Genomic DNA, 16,615 nt, shown 5'->3' on the forward strand with positions numbered 1-16,615 from the left:
CGGCTGCTCGGAAAAACCACACCTGCGAATGAAAAATATTCTCAAGTAAGATTTTTGTAGGGTTATTTGCTCGGTTCGATGCGCACGATGCCATCGGCCGACGCCACGGTTTTCACCGGTAACAGGGCGGGCAGGGCGTTGAGCAGGGCATCGGGGTCATTCACATCCAGATTGCCCGAAACCTTCAGGTGCGCCACGGCGTTGCTGACCTGCAACGGAGCCTGAGGACGATACAGGCTCAGCTCATCGATCAGGCTGACCAGCTCGCGGTTGCGAAACGCCAGGTGACCGCTGCGCCAGTCGGCCACCTCTTCGGCGGTGACAGTCTGCTGCTGCAACGTGCCCTTGGCGTAGCTGAAGATCGCGCGTTGCTGGGCGCCCAGCAGGGTGACCGGGCTTTTGGCGTCGGGCTCGAATGCGACCTGGCCATGGGCGACGCTGACCACCAGTTGCTGCTGGCTGCGCCGCACATCGAAGCCGGTGCCGACCACGCGCACATTGGCTTCGCCCGCTTGCACGAACAGCGGGCGTTCCTTGTCGGCGGCCACTTCGAGGTACAGCTGGCCTTTGTCCAGGTGCACGATGCGCTGGTGCGCGGTGAAATCTACGCGCACGCGGGTGTTGGCGTTGACGTACAAGGTGCTGCCATCGGGCAGATTCAGGGTGCGCATGCCCTTGGCGTGAGCGGCAACTTGAGTGTGATACAGCTCTCGGGGCGCGCCGATATGGGTGGCCATTACTGCGCACAACAAGGCAGCCGCCACGGCTAGGGCAGGGCGCCGCACCGACGGTTTGCGCTTGGACAGCGCCACGGGTTTGTTCAGTTGTTGCAACTGGGCGAGGTCTGCCCACAGTTGCTCGAATTCGGCATAGGCACGGGCATGGGCGGGCTCGGCTTGCCAGGCGGCAAACGCCTTGCGCTCGGCACGCCCCGCATCATTATTGCGGTTGCGAGCAAACCAGCTGGCGGCTTGGGCATCGATGGAGTCACTGTCCTCGATGTCCAGCAAGTCGGTGTCGCTCAGGCGGTTCATTCTGGCTGCTCCGTGCCGGGTTCGTGTTGAAGGCGTCGCTTGCAATGCAGCAGGGCAAAAGCGATGTGCTTTTCTACCATGCTGGTCGAAATGCCCATGCGCTCGGCGATCTGCGCCTGGCTCAAGCCTTCGAAGCGGTGCAGCATAAGGGCTTCTCGCCTGCGGGGCGAGAGTTCGGCGAGGACTTCTTTCAACTGTTCCAGGCGTTGCAAGCGCTGCACGGCGGCCATGGGATCGTTTTGCTCGTCGGTGACCGGCTCGGCGTCCATTTCGGCCTGATCAGAGTGGACGGTGTGTCGTACCTTCTGTTTGCGCCAGTGATCACGCAGCAGGTTGCGCGCCATCTGGAACAGAAACGCCCGTGGCTGCTCGACCTTGGCCCGGTCGCGGTAGTCCAGCCACTGGGTGAAGACATCCTGGGTCATGTCCGCCGCGTCGCTGGCGTTGTCGGTGCGTTTGCGCAGGAAATACAGGATGTCTGTATAGAACCCGCGAAAGGCATCGGCCGACAGCGGGTCGGGCTTGGGACGAGACATGGATATCCTTCTTGACGAAGCACGACGTGGAGAAAGTCGTGAATGGTATCGAGAACCATTGTCATTTGTCTCTATTTTACGGATGTACACAGCAAAAAATGTGGGAGCGGGCTTGCTCGCGAAAGCGATGTGTCAGTCGATTTATCCGGTGACTGGCACACTGCTTTCGCGAGCAAGCCCGCTCCCACAGGGGATCGTGGGTTAGCGCAGTAATGTTTTCAGTTGTTCGATCCCCACGTCACCCAGCGGGAACACTGGCAAACGTGGATCACCCACTTCCAGCCCCGTCAACCGCAACCCGGCCTTGATCGTCGCCGGCAACCCACCCTTGAGGATGAAGTCCAGCAACGGCAACTGGCGGTAAAACAGCTCCCGCGCCTGGGTCAGGTCATTGGCCAACACCGCCTCATACAACGCCAGGTTGAGCTGTGGGATCAGGTTCGGCGCCGCCGTGCACCAACCCTTGGCACCCGCCGCGAAGGCTTCCAGCGCCAGCGGGTTGCAACCGTTGTAGAACGGCACGTCGCTGTGGCGATGCAGCTGATGCATGCGCTGGATGTCCCCGGTGCTTTCCTTGACCATGGTCACGCTGGCCACCTGCTTGATGATGCGCAGGATCAAGTCCACCGACATGTCCGTGCCGCTGGTGGCCGGGTTGTTGTAGAGCATGATCGGCACGCCGATGCTGTCGCCGATCGCGGCGTAGTGGGCGATGATTTCCGCTTCGCTGAGTTTCCAGTAGGAGGTCGGCAGCACCATCACCACATCGGCGCCATTGGCCTCGGCGTAGCGGGCGCGGCGTACGGCTTTGGCGGTGGTGAGGTCGGACACGCTGACGATGGTCGGCACGCGCCGGGCGATTTTGGCCAGGCTGTAGGCGCTGACTTCGTCCCACTCGGCGTCGCTCAAGTACGCACCTTCACCGGTGCTGCCCAGTGGCGCGATGGCGTGTACGCCGCCGTCGATCAGGCGGTCGATGGAGCGGCCGAGGGCGTCGAGGTCAATGCGTTGGCCGTCGGCGCTGAACGGGGTGATGGTGTAGCCGATGATGCCGTGAATATTGGGGCTGGACATGGGAAGTCTCCGGTCGAAAAGGGCAAGTCAGTTCAGGCAATCGGCGTGTTGGCGCAGGTTCTGCCGGGCGTAGTAATTGAACGCGGCGCCGTGGCGCTTGGGCCGGGAGATCCAGTCATGGGCCTCGCGCCCCAGTTCTGGCAGGATCGGCTTGATGGTGCCGGCCGCCATCGCCAGCAACTGCAATTTGGCCGCGCGCTCGATCAACTGCGCGATCACGCAGGCTTCCTCGACGCTCGCCCCGGTGGACAACTGGCCATGGTGTGAGAGCAGGATCGCGCGTTTGTCACCCAGTGCCGTGGTGATGATTTCCCCTTCTTCATTGCCCACCGGCACACCCGGCCAGGCCTCCAGGAAGGCGCAGTCTTCGTACAGCGGGCAGAGGTCCATATGGGACACCTGCAGCGGCACTTCCAGCATCGACAGCGCGGCGATGTGGGTCGGGTGGGTGTGGATGATGCAGTTCACATCCGGCCGCCCACGGTATACCCAACTGTGAAAACGGTTGGCCGGGTTGGGGATGCCATGGCCTTCCAGTACTTCAAGGTCCTCGTTCACCAGTAACAGGTTGCTGGCGGTGATCTCATCAAAACCCAGGCCCAATTGCTGAGTGTAATAGGTGCCCTGTTGCGGCCCGCGCGCGGTGATCTGCCCGGCCAGGCCGGAGTCGTGGCCGTTTTCGAACAGGATGCGACACGTGAGCGCCAGCTTTTGCCGGACGGTCCACGTATTATCCGCCAGGGTGTTTTGCATCTGGACCAGTGCTTGCTTGACCAGTTGGTCTTTTGGGAGTGCTAATGTCTTGGCCATATCGGGTGCCCTCGGTGGCTGCAAATGACACTAATGATGCTATATGACACTTTGTGTCATTGGCAAGCACAGCTCATCGCTTACTGCATGGATTAATCGCGGCGCATGTCTATCCGTTTGAAATTATTGAGAAAAAAACTTGGTGTGACGTTGGATGTCCTGGCCGAAAAGTCCGGGATGACCAAGAGTTACCTGTCCAAGGTCGAGCGCGGGCTCAACACGCCGTCGATTGCCGCCGCGTTGAAACTGGCCAAGGCGCTGAACGTGAAGGTCGAAGAGCTGTTCAGCGAAGATAGCGTCAGCCTCGACAACTACAGCCTGGTGCGCAGCCATGAGCGGCCGGACACGTCACCGGGTTATGCGGTGCTGGCCCATCAGGTCAGCGAACGCAGCCTGCTGCCGTTCATCATCTACCCGCCGGCGGAGTTCACCGACAAGACCTTCAAGGAGCATCTGGGGGAAGAGTTTCTGTTTGTGCACGAAGGTCAGGTCGAGGTGGATTTCATGAACGAACGGGTGATCCTGGAGCGCGGCGATGCGCTGCACTTCAATGCGCAGAAGCCCCATCGGTTGCGCTCGGTGGGGCCGGTGCAGGCACAGCTATTGGTGGTGGTGCACAGTAGCGAAGCGTGATCAGCGTTCGACAGGGACGGACAGGGCAGGATGACCCAATGGATGCGTGCGCGCCGCAAAGAACTTCAGTGCCACGCCCGTCCCATCGAACAACTCTGAATACCGCCGCTTCTGCTGACGGATAAACCCCTCACTGCGTCCCGACACCGAGATCGCCAATGTAGTCAGCCTGGCTTGGCGAATCGCATCCACCAGGTGTTTATCCTGCGCTCCCAGGTCATGGCCAAAGATGCACAGTGCACCTTCGTGGCTGAGCAACTGCTCATAGCAGAACGACAGGTAATCCGAACTGCGGATGGTCTTGAGCTTCTCCTCAACCTTGCCCTCGCTGACAAACAGCGGCACATCATCGAGGGTCTTGATCGTGTTGTTGATCGCAAAGCTGCTGAGCAAGGTGCTGTCGGTGGTCGGCAGTTTGCGCGCGGTGCCATCCAGGTTGCGCACCAGGTGCAGGCCGCCGTGCAGGTAGAGGATGCGCGTGGCGTCGGTGCGGGTATTGCGCAGATCGAAGCTGGCGTCGGCGCTGCGGAACAGGTCATCGATGCCCGGTGTATGCAGGATCGCCCAATAGTTGAGCAGGTCGTAGTTGCTGGTGAACACCGTCGAGTACTGCTTCAGCTCAGCGTTGATCGTCACCAGCGTTGACGGTTGCACCAGACGCCACGGGATATGCACGGCGTGGATGGTATTGATCAAGGCTTCCTTGATCGCGTAATAACGGTTGCGCGGCGCCGCCGAGCTGACCGCCAGGGCCTTGTTGACTCGGCTGGTGGTCTTCAACGCGCCCAGGGCTTGCTCGAAACTGCGGGTTTGCAGGGCGTCGAACACGCTGAGCTCGGACTGGCTCAGGGGCTTTTCCTCAACGGTGCGGGCGTTTTCGAACAGCGAGTCGTAGGCAAAGTCTTCCCAAATGGCACGGCTCGCGCCATTGCCGATCAGAATCCCGCTGAAGTCCGTACTGCTGCGCAGGGCGCTCCAGTCTTCAAGGTGGGCGTCAATATCCTGGAAATCCTTCATTGCGGCGGGTCTACTCGAAATCGGCTGGACGGAGACTTTATCACGGGTCGGTGTTGATCCTGATCAAGATGCGGCGGGTAGCGCAGGTTGATGCTGTAGGCATAAAGCCTCTGAGGATTGACCATGAGCAGCACCTTCTTTATCCCCGCCGTGAACATCATGGGCACCGACTGCCTCGACGAAGCCATGACCGCCATTCGCAACTATGGTTTTCACAAGGCGCTGATCGTCACCGACGCCGGCCTGGCCAAGGCCGGCATCGCGAGCATGATCGCCGAGAAACTGGCGATGCAGGACATCGACTCGGTGATCTACGACGGCGCCAAGCCCAACCCGAATGTGGAAAACGTCGAGAAAGGCCTGGCGCTGTTGCAGGAAAGCGCCTGTGATTTCGTGGTGTCCCTGGGCGGCGGTTCACCCCATGACTGCGCCAAGGGCATCGCCCTGTGTGCCACCAACGGCGGGCATATCGGCGACTACGAAGGCGTCGACCAGTCCGCCAAACCGCAACTGCCCCTGGTGGCCATCAACACCACCGCCGGCACCGCCAGCGAGATGACCCGTTTCTGCATCATCACCGACGAAACCCGTCATGTGAAAATGGCCATCGTCGACCGCAACGTCACGCCGCTGCTGTCGGTCAACGACCCGGCGCTGATGGTCGGCATGCCCAAGGGGCTGACCGCCGCCACCGGCATGGACGCGTTGACCCACGCCATCGAAGCCTATGTGTCCACCGCCGCCAATCCGATCACCGACGCCTGTGCCATCAAGGCCATCGAACTGATCAGCGCCAACCTGCGCCTGGCGGTACGCGACGGCAGCGACATGGCCGCGCGGGAAAACATGGCCTATGCGCAATTCCTCGCCGGCATGGCCTTCAACAACGCATCCCTGGGTTTTGTGCACGCCATGGCGCACCAACTGGGAGGTTTTTACGACCTGCCCCACGGCGTGTGCAACGCGGTATTGCTGCCCCACGTGCAAAGCTTCAACGCCAGCGTCAGCGCCAAACGCCTGAGCGACGTAGGACGTGCGTTGGGTGCCGACGTCAAGGGCGTCACCGATGAAGAGGGCGCCCAGGCCGCCATCGCCGCGATTCGCAGCCTGGCCCATGATGTCGAGATCCCGGCAGGATTGCGCGAGCTGGGCGCCAAGTTGCAGGACATTCCCTTGCTGGCGACTAACGCGCTGAAGGATGCCTGTGGGCTTACCAATCCACGGCGGGCGGATCAGCGGCAGATTGAGGAGATCTTTCGCAGCGCGTTTTGATAGGGGCAGCCTTTAGCCGCAAGCGTTAAGCTACAAGCTGAATGCGTTCAACTTGAGCTTGAAGCTTGCGGCTTGCCGCTGAGGTCCCCCTATGAGAGTTCTGTTATTCGGCGCCACCGGCATGGTCGGCCAGGGCGTGCTGCGTGAGTGCCTGTTGGCCGCCGACGTGCAGGAAGTCGTCGCTGTCGGCCGCACGCCCCTGACCCAGGAACACGGCAAGCTGCACCAGGTGTTGCACAGCGACATGCTGGATTTCCAGCCCCTGGAAAACCTGCTGCAAGGCTTTGATGCGTGTTTCTTCTGCCTCGGCGTTTCGTCGGCGGGGATGAATGAAGTCAAGTACACCCACCTCACCTATGACCTCACTCTGGTCGCCGCCAGCACCCTGGCGCGGCTCAATCCGCAGATGACGTTTATCTATGTGTCCGGCGCCGGTACCGACAGCTCCGAAGCGGGCAAGTCGATGTGGGCGCGGGTCAAGGGCAAGACGGAGAACGCTTTGCTGCGCCTGCCCTTCAAGGCGGTGTACCTGTTCCGTCCGGGCGTCATCCAACCCTTGCATGGCGTGCGTTCGAAGACGCCGCTTTACCAATCCTTCTACTCGGTGCTTGGCCCCCTGTTGACGTTTGTGCGACGGCTGAAACCGGGTTGGGTGGTGAGCACCGAGACGGTGGGCCGGGCGATGTTGCAGGCGGCGAGCCAAGGTGCGCCGCAGCCGGTGGTGGAGCAGGCCGAGATCAATCGGCTGGCCAGCGAGCGTCGCTGATGTTGCACAAGAGCCTGGTGCGGCGGCTGGACCTGATCACGCTGCAGCTGTTCGTCGCGGTATTTGAGGAAGGCACGCTGACGCGCGCCGCCAGCCGTGAAGCCATTGCCGTGTCGGCCGCCAGCAAGCGCTTGATGGAATTGGAGCAGGTGCTGGGCGTCAGCCTGTTCGTGCGGCGGGCCAAGGGCATGGACCTGACGGCCGCTGGCGAAACCCTGTTGCACCATGCGCGGCAGATGCTGTTCAACGTCGAGAAAATGGGCCTGGAACTGGGCGAACACAGCCACGGCGTACGGGGCTACGTGCGGATGCTGGCCAATCTGTCGGCAATCATTCAGTTTCTTCCGGAAGACCTGCGGGATTTTTCCGAGCGGCATCCGGAAGTGAAAACCGACCTGGAAGAGCGTCCCAGCAATGGCGTGGTACAAGGCGTGCTGGATGGCGTGGCGGACCTGGGCATCTGCTCCAGTGACACCGACACCAAAGGCCTGCCCAGCGTGACTTATCGCCACGATAAGCTGGTGGTGCTGATGCCTGCGGATCACCCATTGGCGGCGCGCAAAACCTTGGCCTTTGTTGACACCCTGGACAGCGACTACGTCGGCCTGCACGCGGCCAGTTCGATCAACATGCGCACCCACGCCGCCGCGCGTGAGGCGGGCAAGATGCTGCGCCTGCGCATTCATGTGCCGGGGTTCGATGCGATGTGCCGGATGGTCCAGGCGAACATGGGCATCGGCATCCTGCCGCAGAAAGCCTATGAACTGTTTGGTCGTGCACTGGGTTTGCATGCCGTGCCGCTGACGGATGACTGGTCGGATCGTAGCTTGATTTTGGTGGTGCGCGATGAGGCGCAGTTGTCGCCGGTCAGTCGGTTGCTGTTTGATTACCTGAGTGTTCGCGTTTAGCGAACGCTCCTTGCCAACTGACGGTTGGATTTCTTCTGCCCCTGGCCTCTAGTCTTGGCGTCACATTCCAAGAATAAGAGGTACACCCCATGACGGCTCCCCTGAGCGGTATCAAGGTGATCGAGATCGGCACCCTGATTGCCGCGCCGTTCGCCGCCCGGCTGATGGCCGAGTTTGGCGCCGAGGTGATCAAGATCGAAGCCATGGGCCAGGGCGACCCGCTTCGCAAATGGCGAAAGCTGCATGAAGGCACGTCGCTGTGGTGGTACCTGCAATCGCGCAACAAGAAATCCCTGGCGCTGGACCTCAAGTCGCCGGAAGGCTTGGACCTGATCAAGCAACTGCTCGGCGACGCCGATGTGCTGATCGAAAACCTGCGCCCCGGTGGCCTGGAAAAACTCGGGCTGGGCTGGGACGTGCTGCACGCCCTCAACCCCAAGCTGACCCTGGTACGCATCTCCGGCTATGGCCAGACCGGCCCTTACCGCGACCGTCCGGGTTTCGGAGCCATCGGCGAGGCCATGGGCGGTATCCGTTACACCACCGGCAATCCGGATTCACCGCCGGCACGGGTGGGTGTAAGCCTGGGCGATTCCCTGGCCTCGTTGCACGGCGTGATCGGCGCGCTGATGTCGCTGCTGCGGGTCAAGACGGGGCAGGGCGATGGGCAGATTGTCGATGTGTCGCTGGCCGAAAGTGTGTTCAACCTGATGGAAAGCCTGGTGCCGGAATACGACATGCTTGGCCATGTGCGCGAACGCAGCGGCGGCGCCTTGCCGGGCATTGCACCCTCCAACACTTACCTGACGGCCGACGGCGCCTACGTGGTGATCGCCGGCAACAGCGATCCGATCTACAAGCGCCTAATGACTACCATCGGCCGCGCCGACCTGGCCGACGCACCTGAATTCGCCCACAACGATGGCCGCGCCGCCAAGAGTGGATTGCTCGACGCTGCGATCACCCACTGGACCAGCAGCCTGCCCATCGAGCAGGTACTCAGCGCCCTGGAAGCCGCCGAAGTACCGGCCGGGCGTATCTACTCCGTGGCCGATATCGTCAGCGACCCGCACTACCAGGCGCGTGACATGTTGCTCACTGCGCAACTGCCGGGCGGTGTGTCGGTGAAGATGCCCGGCATTGTGCCCAAGCTCTCGGAAACCCCTGGCGGCGTGAATTGGCAGGGCCCGACATTGGGCCAGCACACCGACGACATCCTCGGCAGCCTGGGCCTCACCGGCGCCGATATCCAACGCCTGAAAACCTCGGGGGTGGTGCAATGATTGCTGATTATTCAGACGCACTGATCGTGCAGGAAGTGTCGCCGCGCGACGGCCTGCAGATCGAGCCGACCTGGGTCGAGACGGCCGACAAGATCGCCCTGGTCGACCAGCTTTCTCTCGCGGGTTTTTCGCGGATCGAAGCCGGTTCGTTCGTCTCGCCCAAGGCCATTCCGGCGTTGCGTGATGGCGAGCAAGTGTTCCAGGGCATCGAGCGCAAGCCGGGTGTGATCTACGTGGCGCTGATCCCCAACCTCAAGGGCGCGCAGCGTGCCATCGCGTCCCGCGCCGATGAGCTGAACCTGGTGATGTCTGCCAGTCAGACCCACAACCTGGCCAATATGCGTATGCGTTGCGAAGCGTCATTGGCGGCGTTTGATGACATTGTCAGTTTTGCCCGCGATTACCCGGTAAGGCTCAACGGCAGCATCGCCACCACCTTCGGTTGCCCGTTCGAAGGCAAGATTGATGAAGACCGCGTGTTGCAGATTGTCGAGGCGTATCAAGCGCTGGGCATCCAGGGTATCAGCCTGGCGGACACCACTGGCATGGCCAATCCGCGTCAGGTGGCACGCCTGGTCAAACGCGTGCTGGAACGTGTGTCCGCCAGCGATCTGACCTTGCATTTCCACAACACGCGAGGCCTGGGCTTGTGCAACGTGCTGGCCGCCTATGAGGTTGGCGCCCGGCGTTTTGACGCGGCGCTGGGGGGCTTGGGCGGTTGCCCGTTTGCGCCGGGGGCGTCGGGCAATATCTGCACCGAAGACCTGGTGAACCTGTGTGATGAAGTCGGGATTCATACCGGTATCGACCTGCCGCACTTACTGCATATGTCTCGCCGCTTGCCGGCCTTGTTGGGACACGAACTGCCTGGCCAGGTCGCCAAGGCCGGACGCAACTGCGATCTGCATCCACCGCCTGCCTACATCGCCACGCTGTAGCACTGCACCAGACAACAAAAACAATCGGGCGCCTGTGAGCAGCCCGCTGGAGAGAAACCATGAGCACTAATACGTTGGAGGCCGGCGCGCGTCCGGCCGCTGAAATCGATGCCGAAAAAGCCCTGGTCAGCAAGGTCGCCTGGCGCCTGATGCCGCTGATCATGGTGTGCTACCTGTTCGCGTTTTTTGACCGGATCAACATCAGCTTCGCCAAGTTCCAACTGCAAGCGGACCTGAGCCTGAGCGACACCGCCTACGGCCTCGGTGCCGGGCTGTTCGTGGTGGGTTATGTGATTTTCGAAGTGCCAAGCAACATGATGCTGTACAAGGTCGGCGCCCGGCGCTGGATTGCGCGGATCATGATGTCGTGGGGGCTGGCGACGGCGGCCATGGTGTTTGTCACCGCCGAGTGGCAATTCTATGCGCTGCGCTTTCTGATCGGCGCCATGGAGGCGGGTTTCGCGCCTGGTGTGCTGTATTACCTGACCCTGTGGTTCCCGCAGCATTTCCGTGGGCGCATCACCTCGATGCTGTTCCTGGCCTCGGCCTTTGCGGGCCTGGTAGGCGCACCGTTCTCCGGCCTGGTGCTGGAACACCTCGACGGTGTCTTCCAGATGCGCGGCTGGCACTGGTTGTTCCTGCTCGGTGGCTTGCCGTGCATTGGCCTGGGTTTCCTGGTGCTGACCTTGCTCAAGGATCGCATCGAAGACGCTCACTGGCTGACGGCGGCGGAGAAGACCTTGCTGTCGAGTCGCATCGCCAAGCATGAGCCGAATCAGCATGGTGGCTCGCTGCTTTCGGCGATCCGTATTCCAGGGTTCCTGATGCTTGGCTTCATCTACTTCCTGATCCAGGTGGCGTCCTACGGCCTCAACTTCTGGGCACCGCAGTTGATCCGCAGCGCCGGCACCCAGAGCCCGGTGATGATCGGCCTGCTCACGGCGATTCCCTATGTGTGTGGCGCCATCAGCATGGTGGTGATCGGGCGGCTTTCGGATGCCACGGGTGAGCGTCGTAAGTTCGTCTGTGGCCTGGTGGTGCTGGGTGCGGTGGGCTTTTTCAGTGCCGGCATTTTTGCCGACCACACCACCTTCCTGATCATTGCCCTGGGTATGTTGGGCGCGGGCATCATCGCTTCGATCCCGACCTTCTGGACCCTGCCACCCAAGCTGCTAGCCGGTGCTGGCGCCGGCGCGGCGGGTGGTATTGCCGTGATCAATACCCTTGGTCAGTTCGGTGGCATTGTCAGCCCGGTGATGGTGGGGCGGATCAAGGACCTCACCGGCAGCACCACGCCAGCGCTTTACGTGATCGGCGTGTGTGCGTTGCTGGCGGCGGCGTTGCTGCTGTGGGGGTTGCCGCAAAAACTGCGCACCCTCGACAAGGGCTGATCAGCCAGTGGTTGCCAAGGCGCGAGCGGGCGTGGCGCTGAACTGAATCAACACCACGCCGCCGATCAACAACAACGCCCCCAGCACACGGGGCGTTGTCAGTTGGCGCTCCACCAGGCCGAACAGGCCGAAGTGATCCAGCACCAGCGACGCCAGAATCTGCCCGGCCATGGCCAGCGCGATAAACCCCGAGGCGCCGAGCTTGGGCAACAGCATCAACGCCAGGGAAATAAAGCACACGCCAAACGCGCCACCGGCCCACATCCATAGCGGCGCCTTGCTGATAAACGCCAGGCTCGGCAGCGGCAGGCGCAGTGCCAGAATCACCGGCAGCAACACGATGATGCTCACCAGTAACGACGCCAGCGTGGCCCACAGCGGGTGCCCAAGGCCGCGTCCGAGGTTGGCGTTGATCGCACTTTGAAACGGCACTACCGCCCCGGCGATGACCGCCAGCGCCAATAAACCCACCCAATGCAGCGTTGTCATGTCGAATCTCCCAGAGGTTTTGCTGGACTCTAGGCTATTCGTCACGCAAATTTAAATTCCGAGTTCTTATGCCGAGCATGCAGCTGATGAATGATCTGCGCCGTGTCGACCTCAACCTGCTGGTGATCCTCGACGCCTTGCTCAGCGAGCAACACGTCACCCGAGCGGCTGAGCGTCTACACCTGAGCCAACCGGCGGTCAGTCATGCGTTGGCGCGTCTGCGTGAGCTGCTCGGTGATGCGCTGCTGGTGCGCCAAGGTGGCAATCTGGTGCCGACTACACGCGCGCTGGAGTTGGCCGCGCCACTGGCCGAAGCCCTGGCCCAGGTGCAGGCCTTGCTGGCGCCGAATCGCTTTGACCCGGCGTCGGCCAAGCGCAGGTTTCGCGTGGCGATGTCTGACTACAGCGCGGCGATTTTCTTACCCGACCTGGTGCGAACGCTGCGCAGTGAAGCGCCAGGTATCGATCTGCAAATCATCCAGGCCAGCCGTGAGGGCATGGTGGATGGCGTGCTCAATGGCGACCTCGACCTGGCGGCAGGAGTGTTCCCTGACATACCGGCCGAACTGCGGACTACGCCGTTGTTCGAAGAGCACTATATCTGCCTGGTGGACCGCAACAGCCTGCCGGCAAGCGGCTTATTGGATCTGCCCACCTACCTGTCGCGTCCCCATGTATTGTTGGAAATGCGTGGCAGCGGCGCGCCGGAAATCGAGCGGGCGCTGACGGCGATTCGCGAGCGTCGGCATGTGGCGATCAGCCTGCCGCACTGGGGCGTGGCGCCGCAGTTGATCCGGGGCACGGACTTGATCCTGACCGTGTCTTCCCGAGGCGTGCTAGCTGTGGATCAAGAGCATTTGCTTGCGGTGCCGCCGCCCTTTCATATTCCGTCGTTTGCGTTCGAGCTGGCGTGGCATGCACGGCGGGGTGGGGATTCGGGTTTGCAGTGGTTGGTTGGGCGGGTGCAGGGGGTGTTACAAATCTGAGCCTTCATCACCAGGATGCGGGTGGCTGGCGCCGGGTATGGAAGATCCGCATGACTTGCAATCGGCCCTCTCGGATGCGATACGGGACAATGTAGGGCCATCTAGGCACGATCCATTCGCGAGTCCCTGGCACGCGTCCCTCTTTTCCCATCGCTGGAAATTCAGCAATCTGTTGGAGCCCAGTCAAGATTGCCTGGACAAATTCGTGGGCAGCTTTTGGATTTTCTTCAGCAATATAAGCGGCTTCATCGTCAAGGTTCCTGAGGGCTGCCCTCAGCCACTCAACCTGCATTGGTGCGCCATTTGTCAGCGACAGCTTTTACCTCGGCAGCGGTAGCGAAATCACCCGCATCCGCTTCTTTCTGGGCTTTTTGAATTTCCTCAATTTGCCAGGCTTCGCGCGTGAGGTATTCGCGCAATGCGTCAACCGCCAGAAAGGATTTGCTGCGCCCGGTGGCCTTGGCGAGACTGGCAAGCGTATCGGCGATATCTTCCGGTATACGTAGGGACATGACAGACATGACGACCTCGTTGTAGTGACATGTAGTGCAACATACTACATTGTCACCGCGTCCCTGGTTTCCCCCGTTCGTCAGGGGGCGCTCCGATTGTGAAAGGAGTATCCATGCTCTCCGGCTTCAACCACCTGACCCTGGCCGTCACCGACTTGCCGCGCAGCATCCGTTTCTACCATGAGCTGCTGCAACTTCACCTCGACGCCACCTGGGACGCCGGCGCCTATCTCTCTCTGCCGGGGCTCTGGCTATGTTTATCGCTCGATCCATTGCGCGAGTCGAAGCCGGCGGCCGATTACACCCATTACGCGTTTACCGTGGCTGCGGCTGATTTCACCCGGTTCGTAGAGCGCCTGCGAGCGGCGCAGGTAGAGGAATGGCGCGACAACCGCAGTGAAGGGGCTTCGTTCTATTTTCTCGACCCCGATGGCCACAAGCTCGAAGCCCACGTCGGTGACCTGGCCTCAAGGCTGCGAGCCTGTCGCGCCAAGCCTTATGCCGGAATGAAGTTTTACCCGTAGCGCGGGAACGTGCAGAATCCCTCCACCTCTTAACCCTCCGTTTGAGTCGCGCCCATGACCCCTTCCTTGCTACTCGCCGTGCTTGCCTCAGGTTTCATCTACGGTATTACCCCGGGGCCGGGGGTGTTGGCCGTGTTTGGCATCGGCGCTGCCCGTGGTCGCAGGGCTGGGGCGGGTTTCTTGTGCGGGCATCTGCTGGGAGATGTGGTGTGGTGCTCTACGGCGCTGATCGCCATCGTGGGCGCGCGGGAAGTCGGCAGCGGTGCGTTTGATGTGCTCGGCGTACTCAGCGGCCTGTATCTGTTCTGGCTCGGCTGGCGCGCGATCCGCACTCAGCGTCGCAGCAGTGATGCGCCCCAGGGGGCGGCGCGGCATCCGTTCTGGCACGGCATTCTGTTCGGCCTGACCAACCCCAAGGCGTATCCGGTAGCCGTGGCGACGTTTACGGCGTTGTTGTCGAGCCGTGCCGAGTTGCTGACCTGGTCGATGCTGCCGTCGTTGATCTTTCTCAGCTTCGTCGGCGGCCTGCTGGCCTACGCGATCCTGATCGGCGTGGTCGGTGCCCAACGGGTACGCACGGTGTACCAGCGCCATGAAATCCTGATCACCAAACTCTGTGGTGTGATGTTTATCGGCTTCGCCATCAATGCTCTCGCGCACGCGCTACCGGGCCTGTTTGGCAGCAAGCCTGCTTGAATCGACGATGACCGTTCGTCGCACTGGCGAGTTTTTTCTAAACCTTTGCCGCCCTGAAAATTCGAATTGAGGGCGGGGTGTGTTCCCCCGCCCTTATTTTCAGCCTGGAGGAACCCATCATGAGCCGCATGGCTATCCGGTTACGCACCGCCAGTTTCGCGATGCTGCTGGGCCTCGGCGCCAGCAATGCTTTCGCCCAGTCGCCTGCTGAATTCATCGAGCAGGCTTCGGCCAAAGGGATGGCCGATATCGAAACCAGTCGCATGGCCCACGCCAAGACCTCGTCCCAAGAGATCAAGGACTACACCATCGAGGTGATCAACGAGCGTACCCTGGCCAACCAGCACCTGGCGGCCATCGCCAAGAAGCTCGACCTGCCGGTGGCGCCGCGCGAGAAGATCGTCGACAAAGCCGAAACCCTGATGCCCGAACTCAAGGACGGCGACTCATTTGATGCGGCCTACACCGCGCAACAAGTGAAGGAAAACGAAGACGCCATAGCGCTGTTCAAACAGGAAGGCGCGGCGTCGGAGGTGCCGGAAATAAAGGCCTTAGTAGACGAGACGTTGCCCAAGCTGGAAGAGCGTTTGCAGAAGGCTCGCGCCTTGGCGTCGACCTACGGTAAAAGTCATCAAGGCGACGGTTGAGGCTGTTACTTGAAACTAAAAACGGCGGTTGGATCATCTCCAACCGCCGTTTTTTATGCGCTGCGCTAGAACGCCAATTCAGCTTGGCCTGTACCTTCCAGCGCCAGCAAATACTGCTTGGCTTCCAACCCTCCCGCAAAGCCGGTTAACCCGCCTGACGCGCCAATGACACGATGGCACGGCGTAATGATCGAGATGGGGTTACGGCCATTGGCGGCACCCACTGCGCGTACCGCTTTCGGGTTGCCGATCTGCTGGGCGATCTGACTGTAGCTGCGGGTTTCACCGAAGGGAATCGTTAGCAGCGCCTGCCAGACTTGTTTCTGGAAGTCGGTGCCAGCGAAGTCCAGTTCCAGCTCGAAGTGGTTGCGGGTGCCGGCGAAGTACTCCTGCAACTGGCGTTGGGTTTCCACCAGCACCGGGCTTTCAGGCGCTTCGTACAATTCACCCAGGCGTACACGGTTGGCGCGCTCCGTCTCCCACAGGATGGCGCTGAGTTTGCCGTCGCGTGCCACCAGGGTGAGTTGGCCGACAGGGGAGGGCATGAGTTTGTATTCGTAGGTCATGAGCGGGCTCCTGAAGGTGGGTGTAGTGGGAGTCTAGAGCGGCGAGCCTATGGGCAAACTACGTTTCTTGCGGTCAAATTCAGCGCCGCCAGTAGAGCCATTCGTTACCCTTCCTGTTGCAGCACTTTAAGCGCCGCCGACGCCAGAAACCCCGAGCGGCTTTTTTCTTCCGGATGATGCAGTACATATTCATCGATGCGGTTCAGTAGGTAACCCGGCAGCGTGATGTTGAGCTTCTGCGCCTTGCCCAGATACTTGGTGACATCAATGTCCACCACGGCCCAGGTGCAGCCTGCGTACTGAGGGTTGGCGGCATGCAGGGTGACCTTCTGCGCACTGGGAATCGGTGCACCGTCTTCCGCCAGGATCTCGAAGTGCCCTTCGATGGCTTCGCGAGCCATGGCCATGGCGTCGTCCAGGTCGTCACCGGCGGAGTAGCAACCGGGAATATCCGGCACTTCCACGCCCCAGGCGTGATCCTCGTCACCGCTTGAAATTGCAATAGGGTAAAGCATGTCTGTTGTCCTCCACGG

Annotated in this window: 21 protein-coding genes; 11 read left to right on the forward strand and 10 right to left on the reverse strand. The window is 61.2% G+C overall.

What is annotated here, in order from left to right; all coding sequences use genetic code 11:
• Nucleotides 1–62 precede the first annotated feature (62 nt).
• The 4 genes from HX793_RS13520 to HX793_RS13535 form a co-directional block, all read right to left on the reverse strand.
• Nucleotides 63–1,034, reverse strand: coding sequence for a FecR family protein (locus HX793_RS13520; protein ID WP_177050937.1), 972 nt, complete (start codon nt 1,032–1,034; stop codon nt 63–65).
• Nucleotides 1,031–1,570 (reverse strand): RNA polymerase sigma factor, encoded by a 540-nt coding sequence (locus tag HX793_RS13525; RefSeq protein WP_016975119.1) that lies wholly within the window; start codon nt 1,568–1,570, stop codon nt 1,031–1,033. Before HX793_RS13525 ends, HX793_RS13520 begins: the two co-directional genes overlap by 4 nt.
• Before the next feature lie 201 nt (nt 1,571–1,771).
• Nucleotides 1,772–2,644 (reverse strand): dihydrodipicolinate synthase family protein, encoded by an 873-nt coding sequence (locus tag HX793_RS13530; RefSeq protein ID WP_177050941.1) that lies wholly within the window; start codon nt 2,642–2,644, stop codon nt 1,772–1,774.
• A 27-nt stretch (nt 2,645–2,671) separates the two neighbouring features.
• The gene (locus HX793_RS13535; protein WP_016975121.1) at nt 2,672–3,454 is read right to left on the reverse strand and encodes an aldolase; all 783 of its coding nucleotides are present in this window, start codon (nt 3,452–3,454) and stop codon (nt 2,672–2,674) included.
• Between the two features lie 105 nt (nt 3,455–3,559).
• Here HX793_RS13535 and HX793_RS13540 point away from each other — a divergent pair, with 105 nt between their 5' ends.
• Nucleotides 3,560–4,087 carry a helix-turn-helix domain-containing protein gene (locus HX793_RS13540; protein ID WP_177096450.1) on the forward strand — a complete coding sequence of 176 codons (528 nt, stop codon included), beginning with the start codon at nt 3,560–3,562 and terminating at the stop codon, nt 4,085–4,087.
• Here HX793_RS13540 and HX793_RS13545 read toward each other — a convergent pair whose 3' ends face one another.
• The gene (locus tag HX793_RS13545) at nt 4,088–5,104 is read right to left on the reverse strand and encodes a DUF4917 family protein (RefSeq protein ID WP_177050945.1); all 1,017 of its coding nucleotides are present in this window, start codon (nt 5,102–5,104) and stop codon (nt 4,088–4,090) included.
• A 123-nt stretch (nt 5,105–5,227) separates the two neighbouring features.
• Between HX793_RS13545 and yiaY the strand changes: the two genes are divergently transcribed.
• The 6 genes from yiaY to HX793_RS13575 all read left to right on the forward strand — a co-directional run bounded on the left by yiaY (nt 5,228) and on the right by HX793_RS13575 (nt 11,662).
• Nucleotides 5,228–6,376, forward strand: a complete 1,149-nt coding sequence (gene yiaY / locus HX793_RS13550; RefSeq protein WP_177050947.1) for an L-threonine dehydrogenase — start codon at nt 5,228–5,230, stop codon at nt 6,374–6,376.
• A 91-nt stretch (nt 6,377–6,467) separates the two neighbouring features.
• Complete coding sequence (locus HX793_RS13555) at nt 6,468–7,142, forward strand: NAD(P)H-binding protein (protein WP_016975124.1); 675 nt, start codon at nt 6,468–6,470, stop codon at nt 7,140–7,142.
• Entirely contained in the window at nt 7,142–8,050 is a 909-nt protein-coding gene (locus HX793_RS13560; protein ID WP_177050949.1) for a LysR family transcriptional regulator, read from the forward strand. Before HX793_RS13555 ends, HX793_RS13560 begins: the two co-directional genes overlap by 1 nt.
• An 89-nt stretch (nt 8,051–8,139) precedes the next feature.
• Nucleotides 8,140–9,333 (forward strand): CaiB/BaiF CoA transferase family protein, encoded by a 1,194-nt coding sequence (locus tag HX793_RS13565; protein WP_177050951.1) that lies wholly within the window; start codon nt 8,140–8,142, stop codon nt 9,331–9,333.
• On the forward strand, nt 9,330–10,271 hold the full coding sequence (locus tag HX793_RS13570) for a hydroxymethylglutaryl-CoA lyase (protein WP_177096452.1): 942 nt from the start codon (nt 9,330–9,332) through the stop codon (nt 10,269–10,271). Before HX793_RS13565 ends, HX793_RS13570 begins: the two co-directional genes overlap by 4 nt.
• A 59-nt stretch (nt 10,272–10,330) precedes the next feature.
• Entirely contained in the window at nt 10,331–11,662 is a 1,332-nt protein-coding gene (locus tag HX793_RS13575) for an MFS transporter (RefSeq protein WP_061435646.1), read from the forward strand.
• Here HX793_RS13575 and HX793_RS13580 read toward each other — a convergent pair whose 3' ends face one another.
• Nucleotides 11,663–12,151: a DMT family transporter gene (locus HX793_RS13580; protein ID WP_177050955.1), complete on the reverse strand. Its 489-nt coding sequence runs from the start codon at nt 12,149–12,151 to the stop codon at nt 11,663–11,665.
• Between the two features lie 77 nt (nt 12,152–12,228).
• On the opposite strand from HX793_RS13580, the gene HX793_RS13585 reads away from it, so the two are divergent.
• Nucleotides 12,229–13,137 (forward strand): LysR family transcriptional regulator, encoded by a 909-nt coding sequence (locus tag HX793_RS13585; RefSeq protein WP_438810847.1) that lies wholly within the window; start codon nt 12,229–12,231, stop codon nt 13,135–13,137.
• A 7-nt stretch (nt 13,138–13,144) separates the two neighbouring features.
• On the opposite strand, the gene HX793_RS13590 is transcribed toward HX793_RS13585, so the two are convergent.
• Both HX793_RS13590 and HX793_RS13595 read right to left on the reverse strand, forming a co-directional pair.
• A complete protein-coding gene (locus HX793_RS13590; RefSeq protein ID WP_016975131.1) occupies nt 13,145–13,429 on the reverse strand; it encodes a type II toxin-antitoxin system RelE/ParE family toxin in 285 nt (94 codons plus the stop codon).
• Nucleotides 13,419–13,658 (reverse strand): CopG family ribbon-helix-helix protein, encoded by a 240-nt coding sequence (locus HX793_RS13595; RefSeq protein WP_177050959.1) that lies wholly within the window; start codon nt 13,656–13,658, stop codon nt 13,419–13,421. Before HX793_RS13595 ends, HX793_RS13590 begins: the two co-directional genes overlap by 11 nt.
• 104 nt (nt 13,659–13,762) lie before the next feature.
• On the opposite strand from HX793_RS13595, the gene fos reads away from it, so the two are divergent.
• The 3 genes from fos (at nt 13,763) to HX793_RS13610 (ending at nt 15,516) form a co-directional block, all read left to right on the forward strand.
• Nucleotides 13,763–14,173 (forward strand): fosfomycin resistance glutathione transferase, encoded by a 411-nt coding sequence (gene fos / locus HX793_RS13600; protein WP_177050961.1) that lies wholly within the window; start codon nt 13,763–13,765, stop codon nt 14,171–14,173.
• A 54-nt stretch (nt 14,174–14,227) separates the two neighbouring features.
• The gene (locus HX793_RS13605) at nt 14,228–14,869 is read left to right on the forward strand and encodes a LysE family translocator (RefSeq protein WP_016975134.1); all 642 of its coding nucleotides are present in this window, start codon (nt 14,228–14,230) and stop codon (nt 14,867–14,869) included.
• A 119-nt stretch (nt 14,870–14,988) separates the two neighbouring features.
• Nucleotides 14,989–15,516, forward strand: coding sequence for a DUF4142 domain-containing protein (locus tag HX793_RS13610; protein WP_177096454.1), 528 nt, complete (start codon nt 14,989–14,991; stop codon nt 15,514–15,516).
• Between the two features lie 65 nt (nt 15,517–15,581).
• Here HX793_RS13610 and HX793_RS13615 read toward each other — a convergent pair whose 3' ends face one another.
• Both HX793_RS13615 and HX793_RS13620 read right to left on the reverse strand, forming a co-directional pair.
• Complete coding sequence (locus tag HX793_RS13615; protein WP_177050962.1) at nt 15,582–16,082, reverse strand: methylated-DNA--[protein]-cysteine S-methyltransferase; 501 nt, start codon at nt 16,080–16,082, stop codon at nt 15,582–15,584.
• Nucleotides 16,083–16,186: 104 nt separating this feature from the next.
• On the reverse strand, nt 16,187–16,597 hold the full coding sequence (locus tag HX793_RS13620) for a type II toxin-antitoxin system HicB family antitoxin (protein ID WP_028619318.1): 411 nt from the start codon (nt 16,595–16,597) through the stop codon (nt 16,187–16,189).
• Nucleotides 16,598–16,615: the final 18 nt, after the last annotated feature.

Origin of the sequence: Pseudomonas reactans, assembly GCF_013387025.1 — a bacterium.
GTDB lineage: Bacteria > Pseudomonadota > Gammaproteobacteria > Pseudomonadales > Pseudomonadaceae > Aquipseudomonas > Aquipseudomonas reactans.

What these genes read in the sequence shown, in the direction of transcription:
- HX793_RS13520 (WP_177050937.1), bottom strand. Translation starts at nt 1,034, where the DNA reads ATGAACCGCCTGAGCGACACCGACTTGCTGGACATCGAGGACAGTGAC.
- HX793_RS13525 (WP_016975119.1), bottom strand. Translation starts at nt 1,570, where the DNA reads ATGTCTCGTCCCAAGCCCGACCCGCTGTCGGCCGATGCCTTTCGCGGG.
- HX793_RS13530 (WP_177050941.1), bottom strand. Translation starts at nt 2,644, where the DNA reads ATGTCCAGCCCCAATATTCACGGCATCATCGGCTACACCATCACCCCG.
- HX793_RS13535 (WP_016975121.1), bottom strand. Translation starts at nt 3,454, where the DNA reads ATGGCCAAGACATTAGCACTCCCAAAAGACCAACTGGTCAAGCAAGCA.
- HX793_RS13540 (WP_177096450.1), top strand. Translation starts at nt 3,560, where the DNA reads ATGTCTATCCGTTTGAAATTATTGAGAAAAAAACTTGGTGTGACGTTG.
- HX793_RS13545 (WP_177050945.1), bottom strand. Translation starts at nt 5,104, where the DNA reads ATGAAGGATTTCCAGGATATTGACGCCCACCTTGAAGACTGGAGCGCC.
- yiaY (WP_177050947.1), top strand. Translation starts at nt 5,228, where the DNA reads ATGAGCAGCACCTTCTTTATCCCCGCCGTGAACATCATGGGCACCGAC.
- HX793_RS13555 (WP_016975124.1), top strand. Translation starts at nt 6,468, where the DNA reads ATGAGAGTTCTGTTATTCGGCGCCACCGGCATGGTCGGCCAGGGCGTG.
- HX793_RS13560 (WP_177050949.1), top strand. Translation starts at nt 7,142, where the DNA reads ATGTTGCACAAGAGCCTGGTGCGGCGGCTGGACCTGATCACGCTGCAG.
- HX793_RS13565 (WP_177050951.1), top strand. Translation starts at nt 8,140, where the DNA reads ATGACGGCTCCCCTGAGCGGTATCAAGGTGATCGAGATCGGCACCCTG.
- HX793_RS13570 (WP_177096452.1), top strand. Translation starts at nt 9,330, where the DNA reads ATGATTGCTGATTATTCAGACGCACTGATCGTGCAGGAAGTGTCGCCG.
- HX793_RS13575 (WP_061435646.1), top strand. Translation starts at nt 10,331, where the DNA reads ATGAGCACTAATACGTTGGAGGCCGGCGCGCGTCCGGCCGCTGAAATC.
- HX793_RS13580 (WP_177050955.1), bottom strand. Translation starts at nt 12,151, where the DNA reads ATGACAACGCTGCATTGGGTGGGTTTATTGGCGCTGGCGGTCATCGCC.
- HX793_RS13585 (WP_438810847.1), top strand. Translation starts at nt 12,229, where the DNA reads ATGCAGCTGATGAATGATCTGCGCCGTGTCGACCTCAACCTGCTGGTG.
- HX793_RS13590 (WP_016975131.1), bottom strand. Translation starts at nt 13,429, where the DNA reads ATGCAGGTTGAGTGGCTGAGGGCAGCCCTCAGGAACCTTGACGATGAA.
- HX793_RS13595 (WP_177050959.1), bottom strand. Translation starts at nt 13,658, where the DNA reads ATGTCTGTCATGTCCCTACGTATACCGGAAGATATCGCCGATACGCTT.
- fos (WP_177050961.1), top strand. Translation starts at nt 13,763, where the DNA reads ATGCTCTCCGGCTTCAACCACCTGACCCTGGCCGTCACCGACTTGCCG.
- HX793_RS13605 (WP_016975134.1), top strand. Translation starts at nt 14,228, where the DNA reads ATGACCCCTTCCTTGCTACTCGCCGTGCTTGCCTCAGGTTTCATCTAC.
- HX793_RS13610 (WP_177096454.1), top strand. Translation starts at nt 14,989, where the DNA reads ATGAGCCGCATGGCTATCCGGTTACGCACCGCCAGTTTCGCGATGCTG.
- HX793_RS13615 (WP_177050962.1), bottom strand. Translation starts at nt 16,082, where the DNA reads ATGACCTACGAATACAAACTCATGCCCTCCCCTGTCGGCCAACTCACC.
- HX793_RS13620 (WP_028619318.1), bottom strand. Translation starts at nt 16,597, where the DNA reads ATGCTTTACCCTATTGCAATTTCAAGCGGTGACGAGGATCACGCCTGG.